The following is a 22049-nucleotide window of genomic DNA, read 5'->3' as shown; positions in this document are numbered from 1 at the left end:
TCGGTGTTCAGTAAGCCAAGTCGATCGAAGCGGTTTTGGAAGGTCCGCTTGACTGCTCCGGTGGCCGACAGCGGATTCATTTGCACGAACGTTACGACGTTCCGATTTTATCGACCGGATGGCCTAGTCACCTATAAAGGACTATTTCACTCCAGAGGATAGATCATGCGTTGAACGTGACCGCTTTGGGGCTTGGTGATTTCAATCGAACGCTGATTCATGCCGGTGAAGATTTCAGCCCACCCCGAACACTGGTTGCAAGCGTTTGGCGTGGATGCCTTGACGCACGCATAACTACCGGCGTCAGCGGATGTTCCATTCCTGCGACAGCAAGTGACAGAACAAGTGACATTATTGCCAATGCTAAGCAAATGCGCTTCCAATGCTTTAGCGACGCAAGTCGATGAAACCCCAATGATTTACACTGTTTCCAATGCGGAAGCGGTGCAAGGCCAATGCTTTGAGAGTGGCTTCAGGTTCTAGTGCCCGCAAGGTCGTGGAGGTTCAAGTCCTCTCATCCGCACTGAGTCAAAGAAAGGGTTTTCGCCCTGGGTTTTATTTTAAAGGCCGCAGCCTGCGCGCGTCCCCTCTGGGGTTCGCTCTACTGCGATTCGGGAACTTGCTGGATCAGCTTGACCGGTCGCAGGCGGATGTAGGTCACGCCGCCTGAAAACATGGTTTCTTGGAACGTCTCGAATCGCCCTTTTCGTTTACCGACGACAAAACGCACGCCTTCGCGTGTAAACGATCTTCGGATTCTCGATTGGGATGTCTGCATCGCTTGTCGATTCAGCGCCCCCCATGTGCCTCCCCTCTCAAAATCGGGCAGTGCAATGCCCTTCGGCGGCGCCGCCTGAAGCGAGCGAGTTTCGGGCAGCGGAATGACGAACGCGGCGATGGCGATCGCGACGCCAGTCAAAGCGAGTTGTTTTTTCATTTTCGCATCCATCGAGTGAGGTTCCACGACGCGTGGTTTGAGAATTACAACTCGCCACACCAGCGAAAGCTGACCTCGAAACGACCGCCGATTCATCGCCAAGCCGACTTCTAGAACCGCCATCTTTCCATGAGGCCGTCCTTGGGCTGATGGATCCGTGCGTGTGGGGGCGCGTATGCGTGTGCATGCGTTTGGGGGGGAAGCCATCCAGCGACGACCGTTCCTACCGCCATCTCCGCCGCAGCCGCTCACCGCGTTTTGCTCCACACGCCGCATTCGGATTGCAGCTCGCTTGATGCATGGCGACACGACAAGCAGAAGACGCACGGCCCTTGATCCAGTCCGGAACTGCCACCGCACCTGAACGCGTGACCACTTCACCCAATTGCATCTGAGACGTTGCACCAGCCTGTGTCGCGATGAAACAGCCCAGAGGTGTACAAACGCATCCGCAGCAAAGCAAAGCGATCCGTCACCAAAACGACGTCGCAGCGGACACCAAGGCCAACCAACCGGGAAAGCAATTAAAACCAATGCAACGGCGAGGCACGACGCCAGCAAACGCGACCACACAACGCCTCGCACCTGAACAAGCTTGCACTGCACAGACTCGCACCAGACTCACCACCCCCCCCGACAAACACAACTGAGATACAAACGCGTGCACTCGACAATCTGGTGCAACCCACTGCCATTAACGAAAACACGATAAAAAAGCCAACAAACCGTCGAAGACAACCCATTGCACCAACCCCAGGTGCAACCGAATGCTCTTATTCACGCAGCCGAACTCCGCGGCAAACACCCGCAGTGGCGCAAGGCGTTATCTGAACTGGCGCCAACGCGCCGCACTGCGACAGGAAAAGGGATCAGCACACCCCCCGGTGCGACCGTTAGACGCGGAGAAAAGAGTCATCAAGTTGACGGCAACGGTGAATACAGGAAGTTTGCTCCCATCCGGTGCTATCTAGTGTCATATGCTTTTTCAGACTCTTGCACCTGCAACAAGTTTTCCCCGCTGCACTCAAATGCTCTGAGTTACACGCACTCGCCCCCGGGAACTTGACTCACAGGTGAACAAGCATTGAACCGGCCGTCGTCGCCCCCTGCCCCAGCCCCCCCTGCCTTACTGAAAATAATTGCGAAACCATGAATGGCATTGTGTACAGTGATGACTTCTCGCTCGCAAATCTAGTCTGCGAAAGTGCAGTAAAAAATGGCCTTTGCTGCGAGACCATGCCGATCAACGAAGCGTTGTCCGGCCGCAGTAGCGGAGAAGCTCAACTCATCTTTGTCGTCATCGGCTTGCTCGTCGACGACACCTTAAACCTGATTGATCGCTGCGTCTCGCAATCCCAGGCAAAAGTGGTGGTGGTCGGGTCTACCGCGAATGCGAGCTTGGTGGTGGAGTGCATTCGCCGTGGAGCATTCGATTACATCGACCTGCAATCGGAAATCGCGAACGAAATCGCCAGTTTGGTTCGCCGCTTGGACGCGACGAGCAACGAGACGCACCCGAAGCCACCCAGCATTGCGGTTTTGTCCACCGGAGACGTCAGCGATGCGGACTTGGTTGCATTGAATTTCGCCTCCGATCTGGCGAGTGCCGCAGGCGGCTGTTGTCTGCTGGAACTACGGTTCTGGGGGGCCGCGTTGGGATCACGGTTACAGTTGGATCCCCACCACACCTTGGACGACTTGCTTGCTCACACTCGCATTGATCCGCAAATGTTAGCCCAAGCGTTGTACAAACACTCTTCGGGAATCCAGTTGTTGTCGGGGTCAACGCATGTGCAACCCCGTTCGCCAACGGATGACCGCATCACGGCGCCGTTTCTTCAATATGCACGCTCGCAAGACATGCCAACGGTGATCGGGTTTGACGATTTCACCAGCCATCACAATCTGGCTTCCGTTTTTGAATGCCACAGCGTTGTCGTTTGTTCGCGATTGGACATCACGTCCTTGTGGAGAACCGAAAAACGACTCCGCCATTTACTCGATGCGGGGATCGCAAAGGAGCGGATCCATGTGGTCACCGTTGACTTTGACAATGGATTTCATCCTACGACGGATGAAATTCGCAAAGCACTTCACGAGGTGAGTTTGCACATGATTCCGATCAACGCGGCCGAGCAAACGGTCAGCACCAATGTCGGGCAGCCGGTCATCAACCAATATCCGCGTAGCGTGATGTCGATGGGGCTGAAGGCCGCGAGGCGTCAAATCACTGCCGATGAACCGGAACAGGTGCATGGACTAAGGCGTCGTTTACTGCAACGCATGGGCCTTCAAACATTAATGACAAGCTAAGGAAGCCAACATGAATTCAACCGAAACAGTAGCCTCCCCACGAGGTGCAACGCTGCTCGCCACCCCGAGCACCGGCAGCCAAGACACGCGTAGCAAGCGATTGCTTGAGCTCAAGGTGCGGCTACATCAGAAGTTAATCAATGGGATTGACATGCGTGTCATGGAGACCGTCTCGACGGACGTTCTCGTCACCCAACTTCGCTCCGCCGCAGAGAACCTTTGCCAAGATCACATCGACTTGTTAACGCAAGAAGAGCGAAGTCAGTTGGTCGATGAATTGGTGGACGAAACCTTGGGCTTAGGTCCTTTGGAGTCCTTGCTGAACGACCCAACGGTGTCGGACATTTTGATCAACGGGCCGAGCAATGTGTTCGTCGAGCGACGGGGCCGATTAGAGAAAACGGCAACGCAGTTCCGCAGCCTGGAGCACTTAATTGAAATTGTCCAACGGATTGCCGGCCGGGTAGGTCGCCGAATTGATGAATCGAGCCCGATCGTTGATGCACGCTTAGCCGATGGCAGTCGCTTGAATGCCGTTTTTCGCCCGCTCGCGATTGACGGGGCGTTGGTTTCCATTCGCCGAGCTTCCTCGCGCCCCTTCACGGCAACCGATTTAGTGGCCCACAGCTCGATCAGCAAAGAAATGTTGGCTTTTCTGGCGGCCTGTGTGGGCGGCGGAATCAACATCGTGATTTCGGGGGGAACCGGGGCAGGCAAAACGACGCTGCTCAACATCCTTTCGTCGTTCATCCCATCCACCGAGCGCATCGTCACGATCGAGGACGCGGCGGAATTACAACTTCAGCAACCTCACGTAGCCAAAATGGAAACGCGGCCTGCAAACTTGGACGGGCGCGGTGAAGTGACATCCCGCGACTTGCTAAGAAACGCGCTGCGGATGCGGCCCGACCGCATCATTATCGGCGAATGTCGAGGTAGCGAAACCTTTGACATGTTGCAATCGATGAACACGGGGCATGACGGCGGGTTATCCACCGTACACGCAAACAACTCTCGCGAGGCGATTTCACGTCTGACAATGCTAACGGCCATGGCGGTGCCCGATCTGCCGATGCATATCATCCAACGACAAATCGCCAGTTCGATTGATCTCGTCGTCCAAGTCTCGCGTTTGGAATCGGGCCAACGCAAGGTCACTCAGATCTCTGAAGTGACGGGAATGTTGGGTGAAAACGTCAGCATGCACGACATTTTCACTTGGCAGCCAAGCGGCGTGAATGCCGACCATGTTCCCGTCGGCCAGTTCGTGTCGAGCGGAATCGTCCCTGCATGTGTCGAAAAGCTGAAGCAAAAAGGATGGGACTTGCCTCTCGAACTGTTCTCGATGGGCGTTAACCCGGAAGAGAGAATTGACCGCGTTTGGAAAGGAGAAATGCGATGAACGCAATCCTGATGTCCACCGTCGCAACGGGCTGCATCCTTACCGCTCTGTTGCTGCTGCATATGGTTTGGCAATGGGCATGCGGCTACCCATCCACCTTGAAGACGCGACTACGCCAATTCACTTCGAAGCAGCCATTTCATGGCAGCCAATCGATTTTCAAACGACAATCGGAACCGTGGTCATCCGAAGTCGATCGCCGACCGTCGATCGGACAAATGGCGGAACGATTGCTCGAACAATCGGGGACGGAGTGGTCGGTTCGCTCGTTCGCAATCCGCTCGGGGGTCAGTGGAGCCCTTGTCTCACTCGTCGCAGCGTTTTTCCTGAACGCGTATGCGATGGTGTTCGTCCCCCTTGGATGCCTGCTGCCGATTTGCTACTTGGTGTGCAAACGGCGGCGGCGGCGCAACCAATTGGCAAAACAGTTGCCCGCCGTATTGCAATTTCTCGGACGTGCGGTGCGGTCGGGACAAACCGTCCCCTCCGCGATGAGCACGGTCGCCGAAGCATTCAGCGTTCCGGTATCCACGGAATTTGCCTTGTGTTGTGATCAACAACGACTCGGGCTCAGTCGCGAATCGAGCCTGCGTGAAATGGCGGTACGATGCGGGGTCATGGAGCTACAAATCTTTGTGGTCGCGTTGATTGTCCAATCACGTAGCGGGGGTGACATCGTCACCATGCTAGAGAACTTGGCGGTGACGCTACGCAAGCGACAACAATTTGACCAGCGAGTGCGTTGTTTGACCGCCGAAGGTCGAATGCAGGCGTTCGTCTTGATGGCGCTTCCCATTGTCGCGTTCGCTGGACTTTACTTCCTCGCACCTGACTATATCGGCACGCTGATTGAGCGGCCGTCGATTTTGGTCGCGGCATTGTCGGCACAAGCATTGGGAGCATGCTGGGTCCAATCCATCATACGAATTGATGTCTAGGCATTCCTGACAATCCATCACTGCATAGGGGCAAACATGCATTACTTTCATCTACCAATCGTCATTCTCGTCTTTGCACTCTCGTCGTTCGCATTCTATGTGATCTTTCAACGGTGTGATTATTACCAACGAATGCTACGGAACCGAACCGTTGCCATCGGTGGCGGATCGCCCGATGCGTTGCGGAGTCCCAAGCCAGGCACTCGATGGTGGCGGCAAATTGACCGCATCGTTCCGCACGTTAACGAGAAAAAGTCGCTGCAAAAGCAACTCGCTCGGGCTGGCTATTACGAGCCCACCGCGGCGCGAAATTACGTTGTGGTTCAAGCGGTTCTACTTGGGGTCGCAACCGCCCTAAGTGCGATTGTCATGTTGTCAGAATGGTTCCAACCGCTCGCATTGTCGGTGACGGTATGCTTGGTGTTATGTCTGTTGGCATTCTCCGCGCCGATCGGTTGGTTGAACCACCAGACACGCGGGCGTCATCGCATGCTGAGAAAATCGATCCCTGATCTGCTGGAGTTGATGGTGGTCTGTTTAGATGCCGGCTTGAGCCTGCCTTTGACTCTGCAACGAATGACTCATGAAATGGGTTTTGCTCACCCTCAATTGGCGGATGAATTAGCGACGGTGCAGCGTGAGTATGCGATGGGATTGACGTTGGAAAAAGCGCTCGGGAATTTTGCGGAACGGACTGATTTCGAAGGTCTCAAAACGCTTTGTTTGTTCACGCGTGAAGCTCAGAAGTACGGAACCAACATTACCGATGCGTTGCGTGACCATTCGTCGTTGTTAGTCGGTCAACGAGAGGCTGCTGCGGAAGAGATGGCACAACGCGCGAGCGTCAAGATCCTGCTGCCCGTTCTCTTGCTGATACTGCCAGCGGTATTTGTTGTCGTCGCGGGTCCCGCATTCCTTCAATTGCTCGATGCGTTTGGGAGCCTCAATGTCAAATAACCATGATCCTCATTCACAACGACGCCGCCGCGGGTGTACGACGGTCGAAGCCGCCGTGGTCGCACCGGTGTTTTTGCTGACGGCGTTAGTCACGGTTGATTTCTGTCGGATCTACCATGCGGAAACCATTGTTTGCCAAGCGGTACACGCTGCGGCGGTGCATGGAGCAGGTCGCAACTTCTATGCCGAAACGCGTGAACAGTGGGAGGCCGAGGTGCGCGAAGTGGTCGACCGAGAGCTCGAGCCCCTCGGTCCCCAAGGGACCGACAATGTGCACGTCTCCGTCACAGCCCAGCAAGAAAATGAGCTGTACTTTTTGGCGACCGTTGAAGTTGCATTTCCCTTTCAGCCGATCATCGCCTCGAATTTCCTACCGCTGGAAATGTTGATCAATCGTCGTCAAATCATTCGTCGTTACCGTTAGCCCGCAGGAACCCCAGTGCCTCGCACATTCAATTCAAACTCTCGCCCGGGTCGGCGCGGTGCGACACTCGTCGAGTCCGCAATTTTGCTGCCCGTGTTTTGCCTGTTCATATTCACATTCATGGATTTGGGACTACTGACATTACGGAAAAACACGCTCACCGCTGCCGCCATCAACGTCAGCCGTGCGGTTGCCATTCACAGTCGCGAGTACCCCGGAAACGACTTTCCGTTGGGGCCCGAGAGCGTGAATGCCCCGATCGATTTATTGGCGGGGATACCTCGTTGTGCGATGCCACCGTTACCGACGATGGAGGCCGAAAATGTACGACTCCAGATCCAGTGGTCAGGCTCCCCCGACGCCCCTCCGCGGTCCACCACCGTCCAGCTTGATTATTTGCATCAATCGCTGCTCGGCGCACTGGCGCCCTGGCACAACACCGAGCTGAGCGCGGTTTCCAAAGCGGACATCGCAATCTGAGAATCATTCATGCAATCACAAAATCAAAAAAGCCAACGATCGAACTCTAACGGTCGCAACGGAAAGATTCTGATTCTATTAGCCGTGCTGCTACCGACACTGATGCTTGTCACCGCATTGGTGGTCGATGGGAGCAGCTTGATCGGGAAGCACCGTCGGCTGCAACACACCGCGGATGCGATCGCGTTGTCGGCCGCCGCTGAATTCGTGCGGACGGGATCAGCGACTGCGGCGATTGCGAGCGGTTACACACTCGCCCACCAAGTCTGTGACACGGATTCCGTGGACGTCGAGATCCACTCACCGCCTGAGGACGGCCCCCATGCGGGCCAACGAGGAGCCGTTTCGGTTAGACTCGCTCAGCGTTCGAATTTACATCTCGCGGCGTTTGTGGCCACGTCGGTGGATGATATCCGCACCTCGGCAACGGCTCGCGCCACCCCGGCACAGCATCCCAACGCATTGGTCGCCCTTGCCTCACGTCACCCACGAGTATCGATTTTGGGATTGCCGACGCTCCTCGGTTCCTCGCTTTCGCTAGCCGCTCTAGAAGTGGAAGGGATCGGGAGTCTCGAGGTGCATGGGGCGATCCACGTCAACAGCCAATACGGGCGTGTCGATGAAAACAATCAACGCGTGGGCAGGACGATCTTGCCACCCTATGGCATGATGGTGACTCCAGGGCTTGGGCTTGCCAAAGTTAAAGCCAAGGAGATTCGCGTCGTAGGCGGCGTCGATTCCCCCATCCACTATCGAGCGCTCGACGGTAGCCCCACCGCACTTCGCGCCAATCGCTTTCCAATTCGCGATCCCTACGATGATCTACCAACGCCCCCGGTGGCCAGCGGTCCGTCGCGTGGAGGCGTCACCGTCGTCGGGCTGCCCTTAATCGGCCCGCCGGTCACCCTTTATCCCGGAACCTATGATTGGATCCAAGTGGTTTCGGGAATCGTCACTTTCAAACCCGGTGTATACGTCATCAAGGGAAAGCACCCGTTGACCCAGCAGGCGTTGGCTCTGCTGGCTGGAAGGGTGACGGCCAAGAATGTGATGTTCTATATCGGCGACCCTGCGAATGCCTCCTCAGGCTCAGGCACAGGCGATTTATTGGATGTGCTCGAACCGCTCGTTGGCGATGTGGACGTCGTGCCGAGCGTCATCATCGCCGAGGCAGTCAGCCGCTTGAGTATGTCTGGAATCCAGGATCCGGCGAGCCCCTTTCATCAACTCTTGATCTACCAGGGGCGTGAGCAACGCAACGCCATTGTGATCGAAGCCAACGACCTGTTGAAGACATGCGAACTCTCGGGATCCATCTATGCGAAACGTGGACATTTATTGTTCGCAGGTCGCGGCAACTATGACTTGAGCGTGGTGGCCGGAACCATGCGTTTTCTAGCGGTTGGAAAAACCACACTCCAACCCCAGCACTTGCTTCCCCCTGCAGAGGATGTTTATCTCGTGGAATAACGCACTGCTTCCACCATTCATGAGAGGCTGCTCCGCTTGGACCTCTCGCTTTTTCCATGCCGTCGATCGCCACCCTTTGATGGGCTGCGATTGACGCAGCCGATTGGTCGTATTTCATGATCGGCATCGCCCCTTCACTCCGCCAAATGGCGATTTCCTCACCTCTCACTCTTACCCATCCCAAGGTCCCACGGCATGATTCCGATTGAAGTCCTCACGTTGCTGCTGACGTTTTTCCTTTGCCTAACGGTGGTGGTTTGCGGACTACGGCTGCGAGCTCAACGAAAGCGGCTTGCGTTGTTGGCCCATTCGATGGACGCGGTTTCCGAAGCCTACCTGACGATCGATCAACGGCAACGGATCCGCTATGCAAACCGCACAGCGCTACGGATTTTCGGCGAACGGTCACAGCATGTGATGGGGCGACCGCTAGGGGATTTTATCCTCGCACAACTCGATGCTCCCCACCGTGACCAATTGAGGCAATTGTTGGCCCAAGCGAGTTGCTCCTCACGCTGGCACTCGGCATGGTGCTGTGACGGTCATGGGAACGTCATTTCCATCCAATTCAAAGCGGGAGCTCATCGCGTCAAATTCGATGGTTTTATCACGCTGCGTCTACGGGAAACCAAGATGGAGCAAGATCTAGAAGACACACTGCGGTTAAACGAAATCCGGCTGACTCAAGCCCAAAGGTCACTCCATACGTCTAGCCAACACATTGAAGATGCCGTCGAACGCCGCACCCAAACCTTGCGTGAGGGGATTCAAGTTGCCGAGAAGGTGGTCGAAACGATTCAGCAACAGAACTCACAACTTCAACGACTGGCCAACTACGATCCCATGACCGGCTGCCTTAACCGCAGAGCATTCTTGTCAACGCTTGAGTCCGAATGGACCCACGCCAAGCAAGCCCAACTTGCCTTGACCTGCATCATGGTCGACGTGGATCACTTTAAGTCCGTTAATGACAACTTCGGTCATCCCGTCGGAGACCAGGTCCTGAAGTCGGTCGCCGCGATTCTATCCCAAGCGTTTTGCAGCGCAGGTGCTGTTTGCCGCTACGGTGGCGAAGAGTTTTGTGTGCTGTTACCCAACGTGAGCATGAAGGATGCAGCCCAACGCTGCCAAACGGTACGACAACGCATTAGCGAGACCGATTTCCCGTGTGGTCTGTTGACCGCAAGCTTTGGGATCTCTTGTATCACTCAAGGTGCGAACGATCCGCTTGGCCTGATTTGCCAAGCCGACGAGTGCCTCTACCGAGCCAAGGGGCGAGGCCGCAATTGTGTCGTCCATCGGGGTGTGCTGAGGATGGAAAGTGAAATCAAAGTGCCCAGCGAAGCTCCCGCTCAACCTGCCACTCCGATTTCGTTTTCCTCGGTCTCGGCATTGGTCTCGGCACTTGCCTTTCGCGACCTCGCCACCGCAGAGCATTGCCGGCGTGTCGCGGATCTATGCGTCAACGCGATGTCGGATGAATTGTCACCGCGCCAACGTTACGTGCTGGAGATCGCGGCGCTACTGCATGATATCGGCAAAATTGGCGTCCCCGACTCGATCCTTTTCAAACCGACCCCATTGGAGGCAAGCGAACGACTTCAGTTGCAACAGCATGGCAAGATCGGGTTAAGTATTATCGAAGAGGTTTTTCAGCACCCCGATTTGCTCAACATCTTGCGGCATTATCACGGCATCCACTCGAAAACGTCGGAAGCGTTATCTGACGAAGTCACACGCAGCGTGAAAATCCTGAGAATTTGTGATGCCTTTGACGCCATGACTCGGGATCAAGCTCACCAAAACGCATCCTCGTTACCCGATGCATTTGCCGAATTACGAGCCAATCCACGTGGCCAATTCGATGAGCAGCTTGTCGAAACTTTGATCCGCAACCTCACCGACGATGGGACCGCCGGGATGGAAGAGAGGGACACCCCGTTGCCCTTCATTGCCATGCCAGGCGTGAGCCACCCGACATTAACGGACGCCCCCTCGGCACTGCACTGAGCAGCGAAGTGCGAGGAAGAAAAGGTGACGAGAGAATAATTGCGACCTTTGACTTATTCCTGCTGCGGCGGATTCTTTCGGGAGCGACCGCGATGGACGGACGTTTCCCCTGCCGCTTCGACGAGATACGTCCGCAAGGGATTGCGTTGCGACCCGATCGTCACCGGTTCAGACAACGCCACCAAGCGTGACACCACAATTTCACTTGATTGCTACTTTCCTCGTGTTTCAAGCGGTTGCGTCATTCCTGCCAGTTGAGTTTTTTTAAAGTCACGAATTTTTCGACCGCTCACAAAAACGCCCGTGTGCCAGCAATGACCCACGGGCGCTTTTTCGTTTCGGTTCCATCCACGCTGGTCGCCCGCTCCTATCACCCGATCTTCTGGATCAAAACCCACGCCGCCCCAGCCAAATTCTCAGCTTCGATTCAAACGAGGCATACGAATTGCCCCCCAACAAAGTGCTGTGTCCCTATGGTCAATGCTCGCCGTGCCTTCGACGAATCCCGAGTGGGTTCGCCTCGCCTTGTCGCTGGCGAGGCTCAGGCCCTCGCTTCGCTGCCGCCGGAACTGGGTCGCGGGTTGGCGATTTAAGCATCGTTCGCTTCGGTCAAACTAGTTCCAGATGCCGATTGGAGGCTCAACCGAGGTTGCGGCGGCGTGGAGGCCGTTTCTCCTTTGGCAACATCGCTTTGCTGCCGCTATGAAGATGACAAGGCAACGCGCAAAATAGAACGCGAACCAACAGCCTATGAGGAAAACATGAGCGAATTTCCAAACGCACTAAAAAACGAGGTCGAGTCTGGCAATGCTGTGCTATTTCTAGGTGCTGGAGCATCCATGGGCTGCCGGCTCCCCAACAACGAGAAACCTCCAAACGGCCAAGGCCTCGCGGATATCCTCGCGAAAGAGTTTCTAAGCGACGACTACGTCGGATTTGGTCTTGAAGAAGTCGCAGAACTTGCGATCGACCAACATAACTTTAGTAAGGTGCAAAATTTTGTCGCTGACTTCTTCAATCGCTTCCAGCCAACGCAATCTCATTTGAAGCTAACTTCCTTTCGTTGGCACGGAATCGCGACGACAAACTACGATCTGGTCCTAGAGCGTGCTTATGATCAGGCTTCAAATCCGGTCCAACAACTCAAGCCGATTTACCGAGACGGCGATCCTATCGAGACAAAACTGAAAGCCAGCAACGCAGTCGCATACATGAAGCTTCACGGGTGTCTCTCAATCCCCAACGATGAGAGTCTTCCGCTGATATTGACCTCCGATCAATACGAACAGTTTCGGGAAAACCGCAATCGCCTTTTTTCTCGACTCAAAGAATGGGCATCGGAGTTCCCTGTGCTGTTCGTTGGCTACAGCCTCCAGGACAAGGATTTGCGGAAGTTGCTAAACGAGCTCGATTCTGAGATGAGATCAAGCCGCCCTCGTTTTTATCTCGTCGGCCCTGGTTTTCGCAGCGAGCAAGTAAGTCTTTGGGAATCAAAAAGGATAACCGCCATTAAAATGGACTTCGACTCCTTCGTCGACGAGCTTGATGCGAGCATCGGATCAGTTTTTCGAGGGATAGTAGCCGCGTCCCACTCGGAACCGAACGACTACTTGCATTCACGGCTTCCGACAGGAGAAAAGTTATCTGAACGCGCAAAGCTTTTCATAGAAGCTGACGTCGATGTCGTAAACGAGCTCAAGTCCGTCGATGCCGTCAAGCCAGAGAGTTTTTACCAAGCCGCCGACAACGGTTGGGGTGCTATTGACGCATCACTTGACGTGCGAAGACGTATTACCGACACGATTCTCGAACGGCATGTCGTAGACCAAATAGCTTCGACTGAAACCCCGAATGCCTCATTCGTTCTGCTTAAAGGGCATGCTGGATCAGGTAAATCCATCACAATGAAAAGGCTTGCCTGGGAGATCGCACGCGAATTTGAGATGCCGTGCCTTTTCTTGAAAGAGCTTGGAGAGCTAACTCCAAGTGCGGTCATCGAAATCGCGCGAGCCATTCAAGAGCAAGTTGTACTCTTTGTCGATGATGTTTTGCGTGTTCATCGTGAGCTAACCACCTTGCTTGAGTACGCCTCGGATGCAGGAGTTCACATACTCGTGGTCGGTAGCGTTCGTCAGAGCGAATTCAATTCACGACGACTTGAGCTTGAGGAGCTAGTCGATGAAGATTACGAACTGACCTACCTCTCTGAGCGAGAAATACGAGGCTTGCTATCGTTGCTTGAGACACATAAGTGTTTAGGAGAGCTAGAGTCAAAATCCGAGGAAGAGCGGTTCAAGGAGTTTAGCGAACATTCTGGACGACAGCTTCTTGTCGCTCTGCATGAGGCAACTCACGCCCTCAGCTTTCGTGAAATCATCTGTGACGAGTTCCGAGGAGTGCAGCCAGACGAAGCTCGCCAAATCTACAAGACAATCTGTGTTCTCTATCGTTTGAAGACACCTGTCAGGGCCGGACTAATTTCTCGCATACACGGCGTAGGATTCGCCGAGTTTTCCGATAAGTTCCTCGATCCTCTGGAACGCATTGTGCGTGTCATCGGTGGCGATAAAGGCAGGGACTATTCGTACGTAGCTCGGCACTCGCAAATCGCTGACATGGTCTATCACGACGCAATCAACGATGCCACTGAACGTCTTGAGGCTGTGCTGAAGTGCCTGCGTTTTCTTGATCTGGATTACTCGGCAGACAGAGAGGCCTTCTATCAGCTAATAAACAATCGGACCGTTCTGGAGCTATCAAAGAACAGAGCAGACGCAAAGCTGATCTATGACATTGCCTGCAAGAAATCCTCCAACGATGCAGTCGTAATTCATCAGCAGTCGCTGTACGAGATGAAGCATCCGTCACCGCATCTGAAAGAGGCAGAGACATTACTCGTTGAAGCCAAGAGGCTTGACCCGAATAATCCGACGATACTTCACAGTTTTGCTGAACTAGCATTCAATCGAGCTAAGAATGAACGACCACCGTTGCGCAAGGCGAAATACCTTTCAGAAGCAGACGAAGCATGTCGGTCTCTTGTTGCCCGCTCTGGGTACACCAAGTACTCACGCAACACGCTCGTCAAAATAAAGATGGAACAGCTGAAACTTGCCTTGGCCACCGAAGAGACGTCTGACGAATCATTGGCGAGACAGCTCAAGTCACTTGAAACCGAACTTGCTAAACACAAGCGAGCTAATCCAAATGAACAGTTCCTGCTTTCTACAGAAGCGGAGCTAGCAAAATTCTTGAGCCAAACCGAGAGATTGCTTTCGACATTAGAAAAGGCTTTTGCCGCCAATCCCAAAAACCTGCACGTTGCAATTAGCCTCACTCGGGCGAGACTCGGTTCCGGAGACAACGAGGGCGCTGAGTCCATTGTGCGACAGGCTCTTTTCTATAACGAACACGAACCACGTCTGCATTATTTGCTGAGCTGTATTCTGCGAGAAAAGCCGGATGCAAGCGACCAAGATCTCCTGTACCACTTGAGGCGGTCGTTTACGCCCGGTGACAAGAACTATGACGCGCAGTTGATGCATGCCAGGCAGCTGTACATAATGAAAGGGCACAAGGAGGCGCAGCCGTATTTTTCTGAATTGGCTACAGCGCGTGTTTCAATGTCCGAGCGACGCAAACATCATTTTCCTTTAGACGAGGAATTTCAGGGTCGAATTGGAAACATGCTTGCAACCGCGTGCTTCATTAAATGCAATAAGACCCATGAGTTGCTATTTGCCCATGAATCCAGTTTCATAAATGACTCATGGCGAGAAGTGATCTACGACAGTCGAGTGCGTTTCAAAATCGCTTTCAACTTCCGCGGTCCGGTCGCATTCGATGTCGATTTTGACGAGTAGCATTTACGGCAACTAATCTGCCGACACTAAGCATCTCGGGGTCCCTGGAAATTTCAGGTGTCCGCACCGGTGGTATTTGAATCAAGCACGGCTCAGAGCAATTGCTCTGAGCAATTTTGTTGCTTTACTAGTCCTGGTGGAGCGAAGTAGCTTTGAATCCGTTCAAAGCCTTTCGCCTCTGCATGAAACAATGCTGCTCCGCCGTGTGTCATGTGACGTTCGAGAGCCCGCATGGCCTAGGCGTCGTTGCGGCTTGTGCTCTGCCTAGCGATCGCAAGAATCGCTTGCCTTATCTCAGGCGAAACGCTGCTCCAAATCGCGATCAATTCGCTAAGCGAATCGTCGATTTCATTTGCTGCACCCAAGACTGCACCCACCGCTTCGGAAACATCCGTTTCACCAGCGTTTTCGATGGTTGCGTCATTCCTGCCGGGGGTGCATTTTGAAAAGTCATGAATTTCTCGACCGCTCACAAGAACGTCAGTGGGCCAGCAATGACCCACTGACGTTTTTTCGTTTCGGGACTATCCTCGCCGGCCGCCCGCTCCTATCACCCGACCTTCTGGATCAAAACCCACGCCACCCCAGGCTAATTCTCAGTTTCAGTTCGATTGCGCATCGCAATTGCCCTCCTACAAAGAGCTTTGTCCCTCTGCTCACAATTACAGCGAGGCGGAGAAAAATCAATAGCGATGCTTCGCGATTGTTACTCGTTCGAGAAAGACCGGCTTGGAAACGTGATCGGGGTTAGCCGAAACTATCCGGGTAAAGATTACGAGCAAGGATAACGCAAAACCCGAACTGAATAGAAGTCCTGCGTCGGGAACAATCCGTGTGTTCGGTGTTCAACAGGGAGAGCATGAGGCGGCGTCACGCGGCGAAGGTTTTCATGCCCAGGCTGCCCCGGATCCAGCCTCCCATCGCTCACTACCACTTCGCCCTCCGAGCACCTTGCGTCAACTGCGAAGCGTTAGTGTCGACAAGTTCCTTTCGAAAACGCCCGCTTACCACTGAGTAGCTCGAGCCCAATACGTGGTATTTCGCAGTGCAGTTTTGGGGCACCTCGATCGCACGACGATGGCGCAAAACAGTGTTCCGGTGGCTGGCACCACAACGCAAGACGTAAGCGGTCCACGGAAAGGCCGAGCAGGCTGCGTCCTCCCTCAAATGCTCCCCGTTGCTACGGCTGCGCGAGTGCTCACCAATGCAATGGAGTTCAAGGGGGGATGTGCCAAGTCGTTCTCGTGCAAATTTGCAAGAAAGGAGCATTGCCATGGTTTTCGAGGGGCGTCAGGCTGCCCCTGCGGGACCGAGCTGGTTATATTTGTCGAACAAGAACCGAGATTAAAAATTCATGCAGTTTTAAACCCGTGTAATTTCTTTGTTATCCGATTGAAATTCTCGCTCGACCCCAGCCTATGTCACGCCCGCCTGAAACGATTGGATTTCGCATTCTACTCCAGCACTCACCGGACTATTGCTTCATCGACAAGTTCCTGGAAGCGATTGACGCCGCCCCAAGTAGGCTCTATCGAGACAAACGAGGGAAAGTCACTTCACAGAAAAACTCTGGTTACCGGGAATGGATGCCTGACGGATCGCACAATCAGGACCGCCGGAATCCAGTAGGACCGGAAATCAAGGAAAGCGGCTACAAAGAGCGAAGTGAGTACCGCTTCGAAGTCTTTCGCAATAAGTTTCCCGAAGTGTTTTGTCTTGCATATGCAACTGGGGATGAAAAGGGCACTAATGTTGATATTCTCCGCAAGAACGCTGGTGGAATCTCCAAACGTGATCTTACAAAGGGGTTTGCCACCGCCCTGGAGTGGTTTATCGGGCGTACGATGTATCACTTTGGAGATTCCATAGACTCATTCCACGTTGAGAACTGCTTAATGGAGTCCGTGCCTACTAATGACACCCGCTGAACCTGCGGGCATCGACGGATAACCAACCAACGAGTGCACCGCAACTATGAATCGACGCTTCACAGTTTAGATGAGGGGAAAGCAACTGACCTGCTCCCCTTTTCTGCACCAACCGCAGTGAGAAAATCGAGGGTTCATCTGGCCGGGCGCGCCCGGCCAGATGAAGAGATTTTTTTGGGGGCCAGGTTGCCCAAAACGCTGTGGGGTCGATGTTCGTTGTAGCCCACACATCAAATAGACAAAACAACAAAAGCGTTCCACAGCCGGACTCGACCCAAATAGCGAAAAGCCTTGAACCGGGTTACGTGATTTACCGTCCACACGAGATCGGTTGGCTTAGTCGAGCATGCGTCCATCGCGAAAACGAAACGCTCCGTCGACTGGCAAGACCGTTCCCGTGATATAGTCGGCATCAGGCGACATCAGGAAGGTGGCCGCACGACCGATATCCTGAGCTGTTCCCAGCCTTCCCCATGGCATCTTGGGCGTTTCATCTTCGAAAAATTTCGGCGTGAACGCCTCTCGTTCCCCAGGCGTGTCGATCCAGCCAGGCTCAATCACGTTGACATTAATTCGATGACTGGCCAGCTCGACAGCGATTGTTCTAGCCAATTGATTCAAGCCCGCTTTGGCTGCGCAGTAAGCGCTCTTCTGAGCCATAGGCCGTTGAGCGAGAACGCTTGAGATAAAAACAAGCTTGCCGGCAACACCTTCGTCCACCATCTGGCGTGCCACCAATTGGCTCATATGAAAACTACTGAACAGGGTTCCCTGAATCACTTTTTCAAAGTCATCCGGAAGCAGGTCGAGAAAGGGAGAGACTTTCTGAAAGGCGGGACAGCTTACGAGGCCGTAGACCGGACCTGATTGCTTGACCGCTTCGCAAAGCAAGTGTTCGCAGCCTGCGCGCGTGAAGACGTCGGCTTCGACACCGTTCACATTGGCACCCAGGTCACGAAGCTATTGAACGGTGGCCTTCAGATCTTGGCTTCCGGGGCGATCATTGACGATCAGAGTAGCCCCTACCCAACGTGCCGCGGCAGAAAGGCAACATGCGCTGTCCCCGACCGGGTCACACGGGTCACACCTGGGCGTGGTTGATCTCGGCAGGCAAAGCGGCACCGGTCTTTATAACGCCGGATTCAATTTATGAAGCTTGGTAGTTTCGCAGTTGCTGGTATCTAGGTTGCGAAGATCCCTCGCGGGACCAAACCAACTCACTCATCCGATCCAAAATATTCGACATGTCACCTCGATTCGCTTAACTTGTATGCGACCTGCCAACCAACCTGAAACAGATCGGGCTCGCCCTGCACAACGACCACGATACTCATCGTAAGTTTCCATTTGGTCGTTTCGGGCGAAGTGCCAAGGCCCTACTAAGCTGCGGTCTCACTTCTGAAGGCGTGCAAATGCTTGGCACATGACGCACTCGCATCAACAACGACCCTCTGAGGACTTCTTCTAGATATGTGCAACAAATTCGTGGGAAGCTACATCGCTATGATTCTCGTCGCGGCAGCATTTTGCTGCTCGTCGTCCCATAGCGAAACGATCCACATCGGCGATCGCAACCAGATATTTATCGACGGGCGATATCTCGAATCGGTCAAGAACGTCGGCATCGAAGTCTGCAAGCCGATCAAGACGAATGATAAGTGCCTAGTGGGTAGCCTGGATGGTTACTCTTCGATAATCGAACCCGATGGTAAATTCCGCATGTGGAGTGCCTTGACCAAGGACGGTGTTAATTGGCGAAGAGTGTCGGGAGCTACCCAACCCGAGCCCGACGATATCCTGGGCGCCTACTTCAGCGGCGCCACGATGTTCGTCGACCCCAAGGCCCCGCCTAGCGAACGTTACAAATTGTTCGATGGCCTACAAAACATGATGCGGGCTTCCGCCGACGGTACGGACTGGAAGACACTCAGCAATAGCGTCTTCCCTCAGCAGGCCCGGTATCTACATGGCATGGACAGCCAAAACGTCTGTTTCTATGACACTCGGATCAACAAGTACGTGGCTTACGTGCGTGTGAACAAAATTTACGAATGCCCGCCCGAGCGGGTACCTTACTACAAAACACTTGGTACACAGCGATACGGTGGAGAAAACAAGTACGCCCGCCGCACCATCGGTCGCGCTGTCAGCGACGACCCGACTAAGTTTCCGATGCCAGAGGTGGTTTTGGAGCCCGACGACAAGGACCCAAATTTCGGCGGCGTGAAAGTGATGGATTTCTACTGTCCCCAGGTCGTTCAGTATCCGCACGCGCAGGACGCATATTTCCTGTTCAATTGCCGCTATCGCTCTTACGAGGATTGGTATTTGCCAATCGACATGTCGAAGTACCCAAAGAGCAAAACACACTTCACCTACAACTGCGGCGTCGAAGACATGGAACTTGATGCCAGTCGCGATGGCATCAATTGGGAACGTTACGACCGCAAACCTTGGATCGCGTTGGGCAAACCAGGCAGCTTCGATGCGCTAACGATGTATATGTCTCGTGGCATGCATGTTGTCGACGACGAGATCTGGATGTACTACATCGGCTTCGACGACCCGCACACTGGAAACGCCGAAGCCATGAAACACGCAACACTCAGCCGGGTCGTGCTACGCAAGGACGGCTTCACCTGCGTTGAGGCCGAATATGCTGGCGGAGAATTCACGACGCCGCCGCTGAACTTTGACGGCAACACTCTCAATTTGAATATCGAAACGTCGGCGATCGGATTGGCTCGGGTTGAAATCCAAGACGAGGCCGGCAACCCGTTGCCGGGCTTTGCGATGGAAGACTGCGACCGTATCCATACGGCCAATTCCACCGACTGGAAGGTGACGTGGGGGGAAAATGGCGACCTCTCCAAACTTGCCGCGCAACCAGTCCGTCTGCGTTTCGAATTGCAATTCGGGACAAAGCTATATGCCTTCCGATTTCCCAAATCAACGGCTAAGCAGGTAGGCCGGAGTCTTTCGGTAGATTAGCCGTTTTGGCGTTAGCCACGGTTCAAGCGGTTCAAGCGGGGCTAACGCTGGGCTGCTAAAAAGTTGGTGTCGCGGATGTTTGAGCGTGCGCAGGATTTCTTCCTTACGCCAACGGCGTCAAACAACCTAGCCCAGGGTTAAAGTCGAGATTGCCGCAGGCAGTCTCGCTGCAACCCTGGGTCTTGGAGACCAAAAAACGGCCCGTCGCAGCTCAGATTTTGGCGGCGGAGCCGCCAAAATCTGAGCTGCGACGGGCAAGACGCGGGGGAATCTCAACCCAGGGCTGCGGCTTACTCGCTATGCTCGTAAGACCTTGCCCTGGGCTAAGTTGTTTAACGCCGTTGGCGTAAATGGAAACGAGCCCCAATGGAAACGAGCCCGTGGAATGAAAGCCTAGCAAGCAAATTCGGCGTCCATACCAAAGTTTTAGCAGCCCAGGCTTGCGCCCAAGCGGCTAATGGGATTTCACCCAATCATTCCTGCCTAACTGCTTAGTAGCGATGCAGTCGTAGAAAGGTGATTCCATTCACGAAAGTCGCTACTGAACCTCGTGCGGGTTGAAGCGACGTCTCGCTTTGACTGGTATGCTTGGGGTTCACAAGATCGAATCGGATAGTGAATCGTTCGTTAGGCAACCTACCCATCGCATGAACAATGTCCGGTTTTGCAATCTCAATGGCACGTCCAAATGAGTGCTTCGCAAACGCATGCACCAAACGTCGACCCGAGCGACACTGCAGCACCGATGCCAGCCAAAAAATCGTCGCTTCCAATTTGGATGGCGGCGGTATGGGTGATTGCACTGTTCTTGCTGCTGCCTGCCGTTAACGTAAATCGCAACAACCCGCCAGCGCCGGGAACATTTCTCGTGTTTCAAATTGCGATCACACTGATTTCATTCGTCGCCGGCTCTCTACTAATCGTCCGACCTCGCAAGCGATGGCTTTTAATCAATATTCCGTTTGTGATTTTTCTGGCTGTCGTGACAAGAACGGTCTGGACTCACTTTCCATAGGCCCACCTGCACGTTCTTGCAATCAACACCTTCATCATTGATGTAGCTACCGTCGCGTTCGCGATGGCCCCCGTTCTAGCGAACGCAGCTACGGTTTGAATCCCACGTCGTTTTCCAGAATGCGCTGCGCACCGCTGAAGCATCGCATTGTCATGCGAAAATCACCTCCGTGTTTCGCGTCACCTTTTTCGCGTCACCCTTTTCACGTCGGCAGGTCACAGACGCTGCGACCGGGGGCGGGCGGTTTATTCCTCGGTGGACTCCCAGCCCGCTTCGCCGACTAACGGCACAAAGCGGACGTCGGTCAGCTGCTCGTGTTGAAAATCATCTTCGCCTCGGCGGGTCACGCGAATGAGTTTTTGACAATGCTGCTGATCCCCAACGGGGATGACAAGCCGTCCTCCGATTACCAGCTGTTGCAACAAAGCGGGCGGTACCCGCGGAGCACCTGCGGACACGACGATCGCATCAAATGGAGCGTGTTCGGGCCAGCCAAGGGTGCCATCGGCGTGCAGCACATGAACATTGTCGTAGCCAAGTCGCTCCAGCCGCGACCGAGCCGCGTCGGCCAGCTCTCGATGACGTTCAACCGTAAACACTTCCTTGGCGATCCGCGACACGACGGCAGCTGCGTATCCCGAACCTGCACCGATTTCAAGCACTCGATCGGTGGCCGTCAACTCTAACGCCTCCGCCATATAGGCCACGATCAACGGTTGTGAAATCGTTTGTCCCGAACCGATCGGCAACGGGGCATTGCGATAGGCAAACTCACGCATCGCTTCGCTGACAAATTCTTCCCGCGGCACCGACCGCATCGCTTGCAAGACGGCATCGTCCCGAACTCCGAGCCTGCACACCCCGGTCTCAACCAGTTCATTGCGTTGACGATCAAAGTCGACGTTACTCATGATCAGATCCTGGGGAGGATCATGGGCGGTGGCTCAGGTTTTCTCGGACCGCAAAAGTCCCCCAAGACGCCTGCCTCGGACGGAAGTCTATCGACTGCCAGTGAAACGACTTTCACTTGAGCCACGCTAGCAAAAGCGGAATTCCCCCCGTCCTGTTCCTCCGGCAAGGTCAATCATATCGCCCGCACCGGTGTCAACCAAGGGCGACGGTCGCCCCCAACGATGAACGGGCGGACGAACGGGCGGACGAACGGGGCAACGGTGGAAGACAATTTGTTTTACAAACACCCTCCCGTAAATCGCGATCCGGCCGAGCGAGGATGATACACAGGGGATAATGAGCGCCACCGTTTTGGGATAAGATAGAATGCCCAGCGTTTCGTAGGCTCGGCACTTCACGATCATCCATG

17 protein-coding genes are annotated in these 22049 nt (G+C 54.3%); 13 read left to right on the top strand and 4 right to left on the bottom strand.

Annotated elements, in window-relative coordinates; all coding sequences use genetic code 11:
- Positions 1–601: 601 nt before the first annotated feature.
- Entirely contained in the window at positions 602–1060 is a 459-nt protein-coding gene (locus tag Pla52o_RS24045) for a hypothetical protein (RefSeq protein WP_146597175.1), read from the bottom strand.
- Between the two features lie 1026 nt (positions 1061–2086).
- Between Pla52o_RS24045 and Pla52o_RS24040 the strand changes: the two genes are divergently transcribed.
- The 9 genes from Pla52o_RS24040 (at position 2087) to Pla52o_RS24000 (ending at position 14794) form a co-directional block, all read left to right on the top strand.
- Positions 2087–3250 carry an AAA family ATPase gene (locus Pla52o_RS24040; protein WP_146597174.1) on the top strand — a complete coding sequence of 388 codons (1164 nt, stop codon included), beginning with the start codon at positions 2087–2089 and terminating at the stop codon, positions 3248–3250.
- A 10-nt stretch (positions 3251–3260) separates the two neighbouring features.
- Positions 3261–4652 (top strand): CpaF family protein, encoded by a 1392-nt coding sequence (locus Pla52o_RS24035; RefSeq protein ID WP_146597173.1) that lies wholly within the window; start codon positions 3261–3263, stop codon positions 4650–4652.
- On the top strand, positions 4649–5590 hold the full coding sequence (locus Pla52o_RS24030) for a type II secretion system F family protein (protein WP_146597172.1): 942 nt from the start codon (positions 4649–4651) through the stop codon (positions 5588–5590). Before Pla52o_RS24035 ends, Pla52o_RS24030 begins: the two co-directional genes overlap by 4 nt.
- Before the next feature lie 36 nt (positions 5591–5626).
- Positions 5627–6547 carry a type II secretion system F family protein gene (locus Pla52o_RS24025; RefSeq protein ID WP_146597171.1) on the top strand — a complete coding sequence of 307 codons (921 nt, stop codon included), beginning with the start codon at positions 5627–5629 and terminating at the stop codon, positions 6545–6547.
- A complete protein-coding gene (locus tag Pla52o_RS24020; protein WP_197169469.1) occupies positions 6537–6971 on the top strand; it encodes a TadE/TadG family type IV pilus assembly protein in 435 nt (144 codons plus the stop codon). Before Pla52o_RS24025 ends, Pla52o_RS24020 begins: the two co-directional genes overlap by 11 nt.
- A 15-nt stretch (positions 6972–6986) precedes the next feature.
- Positions 6987–7451: a TadE/TadG family type IV pilus assembly protein gene (locus tag Pla52o_RS24015; RefSeq protein ID WP_146597169.1), complete on the top strand. Its 465-nt coding sequence runs from the start codon at positions 6987–6989 to the stop codon at positions 7449–7451.
- A 9-nt stretch (positions 7452–7460) separates the two neighbouring features.
- A complete protein-coding gene (locus Pla52o_RS24010) occupies positions 7461–8921 on the top strand; it encodes a pilus assembly protein TadG-related protein (RefSeq protein WP_146597168.1) in 1461 nt (486 codons plus the stop codon).
- A 195-nt stretch (positions 8922–9116) separates the two neighbouring features.
- Positions 9117–10931, top strand: a complete 1815-nt coding sequence (locus Pla52o_RS24005) for a bifunctional diguanylate cyclase/phosphohydrolase (RefSeq protein ID WP_146597167.1) — start codon at positions 9117–9119, stop codon at positions 10929–10931.
- A gap of 659 nt (positions 10932–11590) precedes the next feature.
- Positions 11591–14794 (top strand): SIR2 family protein, encoded by a 3204-nt coding sequence (locus Pla52o_RS24000; RefSeq protein WP_146597166.1) that lies wholly within the window; start codon positions 11591–11593, stop codon positions 14792–14794.
- Between the two features lie 236 nt (positions 14795–15030).
- On the opposite strand, the gene Pla52o_RS23995 is transcribed toward Pla52o_RS24000, so the two are convergent.
- Positions 15031–15267: a hypothetical protein gene (locus Pla52o_RS23995; RefSeq protein ID WP_146597165.1), complete on the bottom strand. Its 237-nt coding sequence runs from the start codon at positions 15265–15267 to the stop codon at positions 15031–15033.
- Positions 15268–16212: 945 nt separating this feature from the next.
- Here Pla52o_RS23995 and Pla52o_RS23990 point away from each other — a divergent pair.
- Positions 16213–16722: a hypothetical protein gene (locus Pla52o_RS23990; protein ID WP_146597164.1), complete on the top strand. Its 510-nt coding sequence runs from the start codon at positions 16213–16215 to the stop codon at positions 16720–16722.
- 336 nt (positions 16723–17058) lie between these two features.
- Here the strand turns inward: Pla52o_RS23990 and Pla52o_RS23985 are convergent, their stop codons facing one another.
- A complete protein-coding gene (locus Pla52o_RS23985) occupies positions 17059–17673 on the bottom strand; it encodes an SDR family NAD(P)-dependent oxidoreductase (RefSeq protein WP_146597163.1) in 615 nt (204 codons plus the stop codon).
- Between the two features lie 326 nt (positions 17674–17999).
- Between Pla52o_RS23985 and Pla52o_RS27975 the strand changes: the two genes are divergently transcribed.
- The 3 genes from Pla52o_RS27975 to Pla52o_RS23970 all read left to right on the top strand — a co-directional run bounded on the left by Pla52o_RS27975 (position 18000) and on the right by Pla52o_RS23970 (position 20728).
- A complete protein-coding gene (locus Pla52o_RS27975) occupies positions 18000–18149 on the top strand; it encodes a DUF1559 family PulG-like putative transporter (protein WP_197169471.1) in 150 nt (49 codons plus the stop codon).
- A 43-nt stretch (positions 18150–18192) separates the two neighbouring features.
- Positions 18193–19713 (top strand): hypothetical protein, encoded by a 1521-nt coding sequence (locus Pla52o_RS23975; RefSeq protein WP_146597162.1) that lies wholly within the window; start codon positions 18193–18195, stop codon positions 19711–19713.
- Positions 19714–20401: 688 nt separating this feature from the next.
- Complete coding sequence (locus Pla52o_RS23970; RefSeq protein ID WP_146597161.1) at positions 20402–20728, top strand: hypothetical protein; 327 nt, start codon at positions 20402–20404, stop codon at positions 20726–20728.
- 245 nt (positions 20729–20973) lie between these two features.
- Here the strand turns inward: Pla52o_RS23970 and Pla52o_RS23965 are convergent, their stop codons facing one another.
- The gene (locus Pla52o_RS23965; RefSeq protein WP_146597160.1) at positions 20974–21639 is read right to left on the bottom strand and encodes a protein-L-isoaspartate(D-aspartate) O-methyltransferase; all 666 of its coding nucleotides are present in this window, start codon (positions 21637–21639) and stop codon (positions 20974–20976) included.
- Positions 21640–22049: the final 410 nt, after the last annotated feature.

The organism is Novipirellula galeiformis (assembly GCF_007860095.1).
Classification (GTDB): Bacteria; Planctomycetota; Planctomycetia; order Pirellulales; family Pirellulaceae; genus Novipirellula; species Novipirellula galeiformis.
This window is presented reverse-complemented; position numbering and strand designations above follow the sequence as displayed.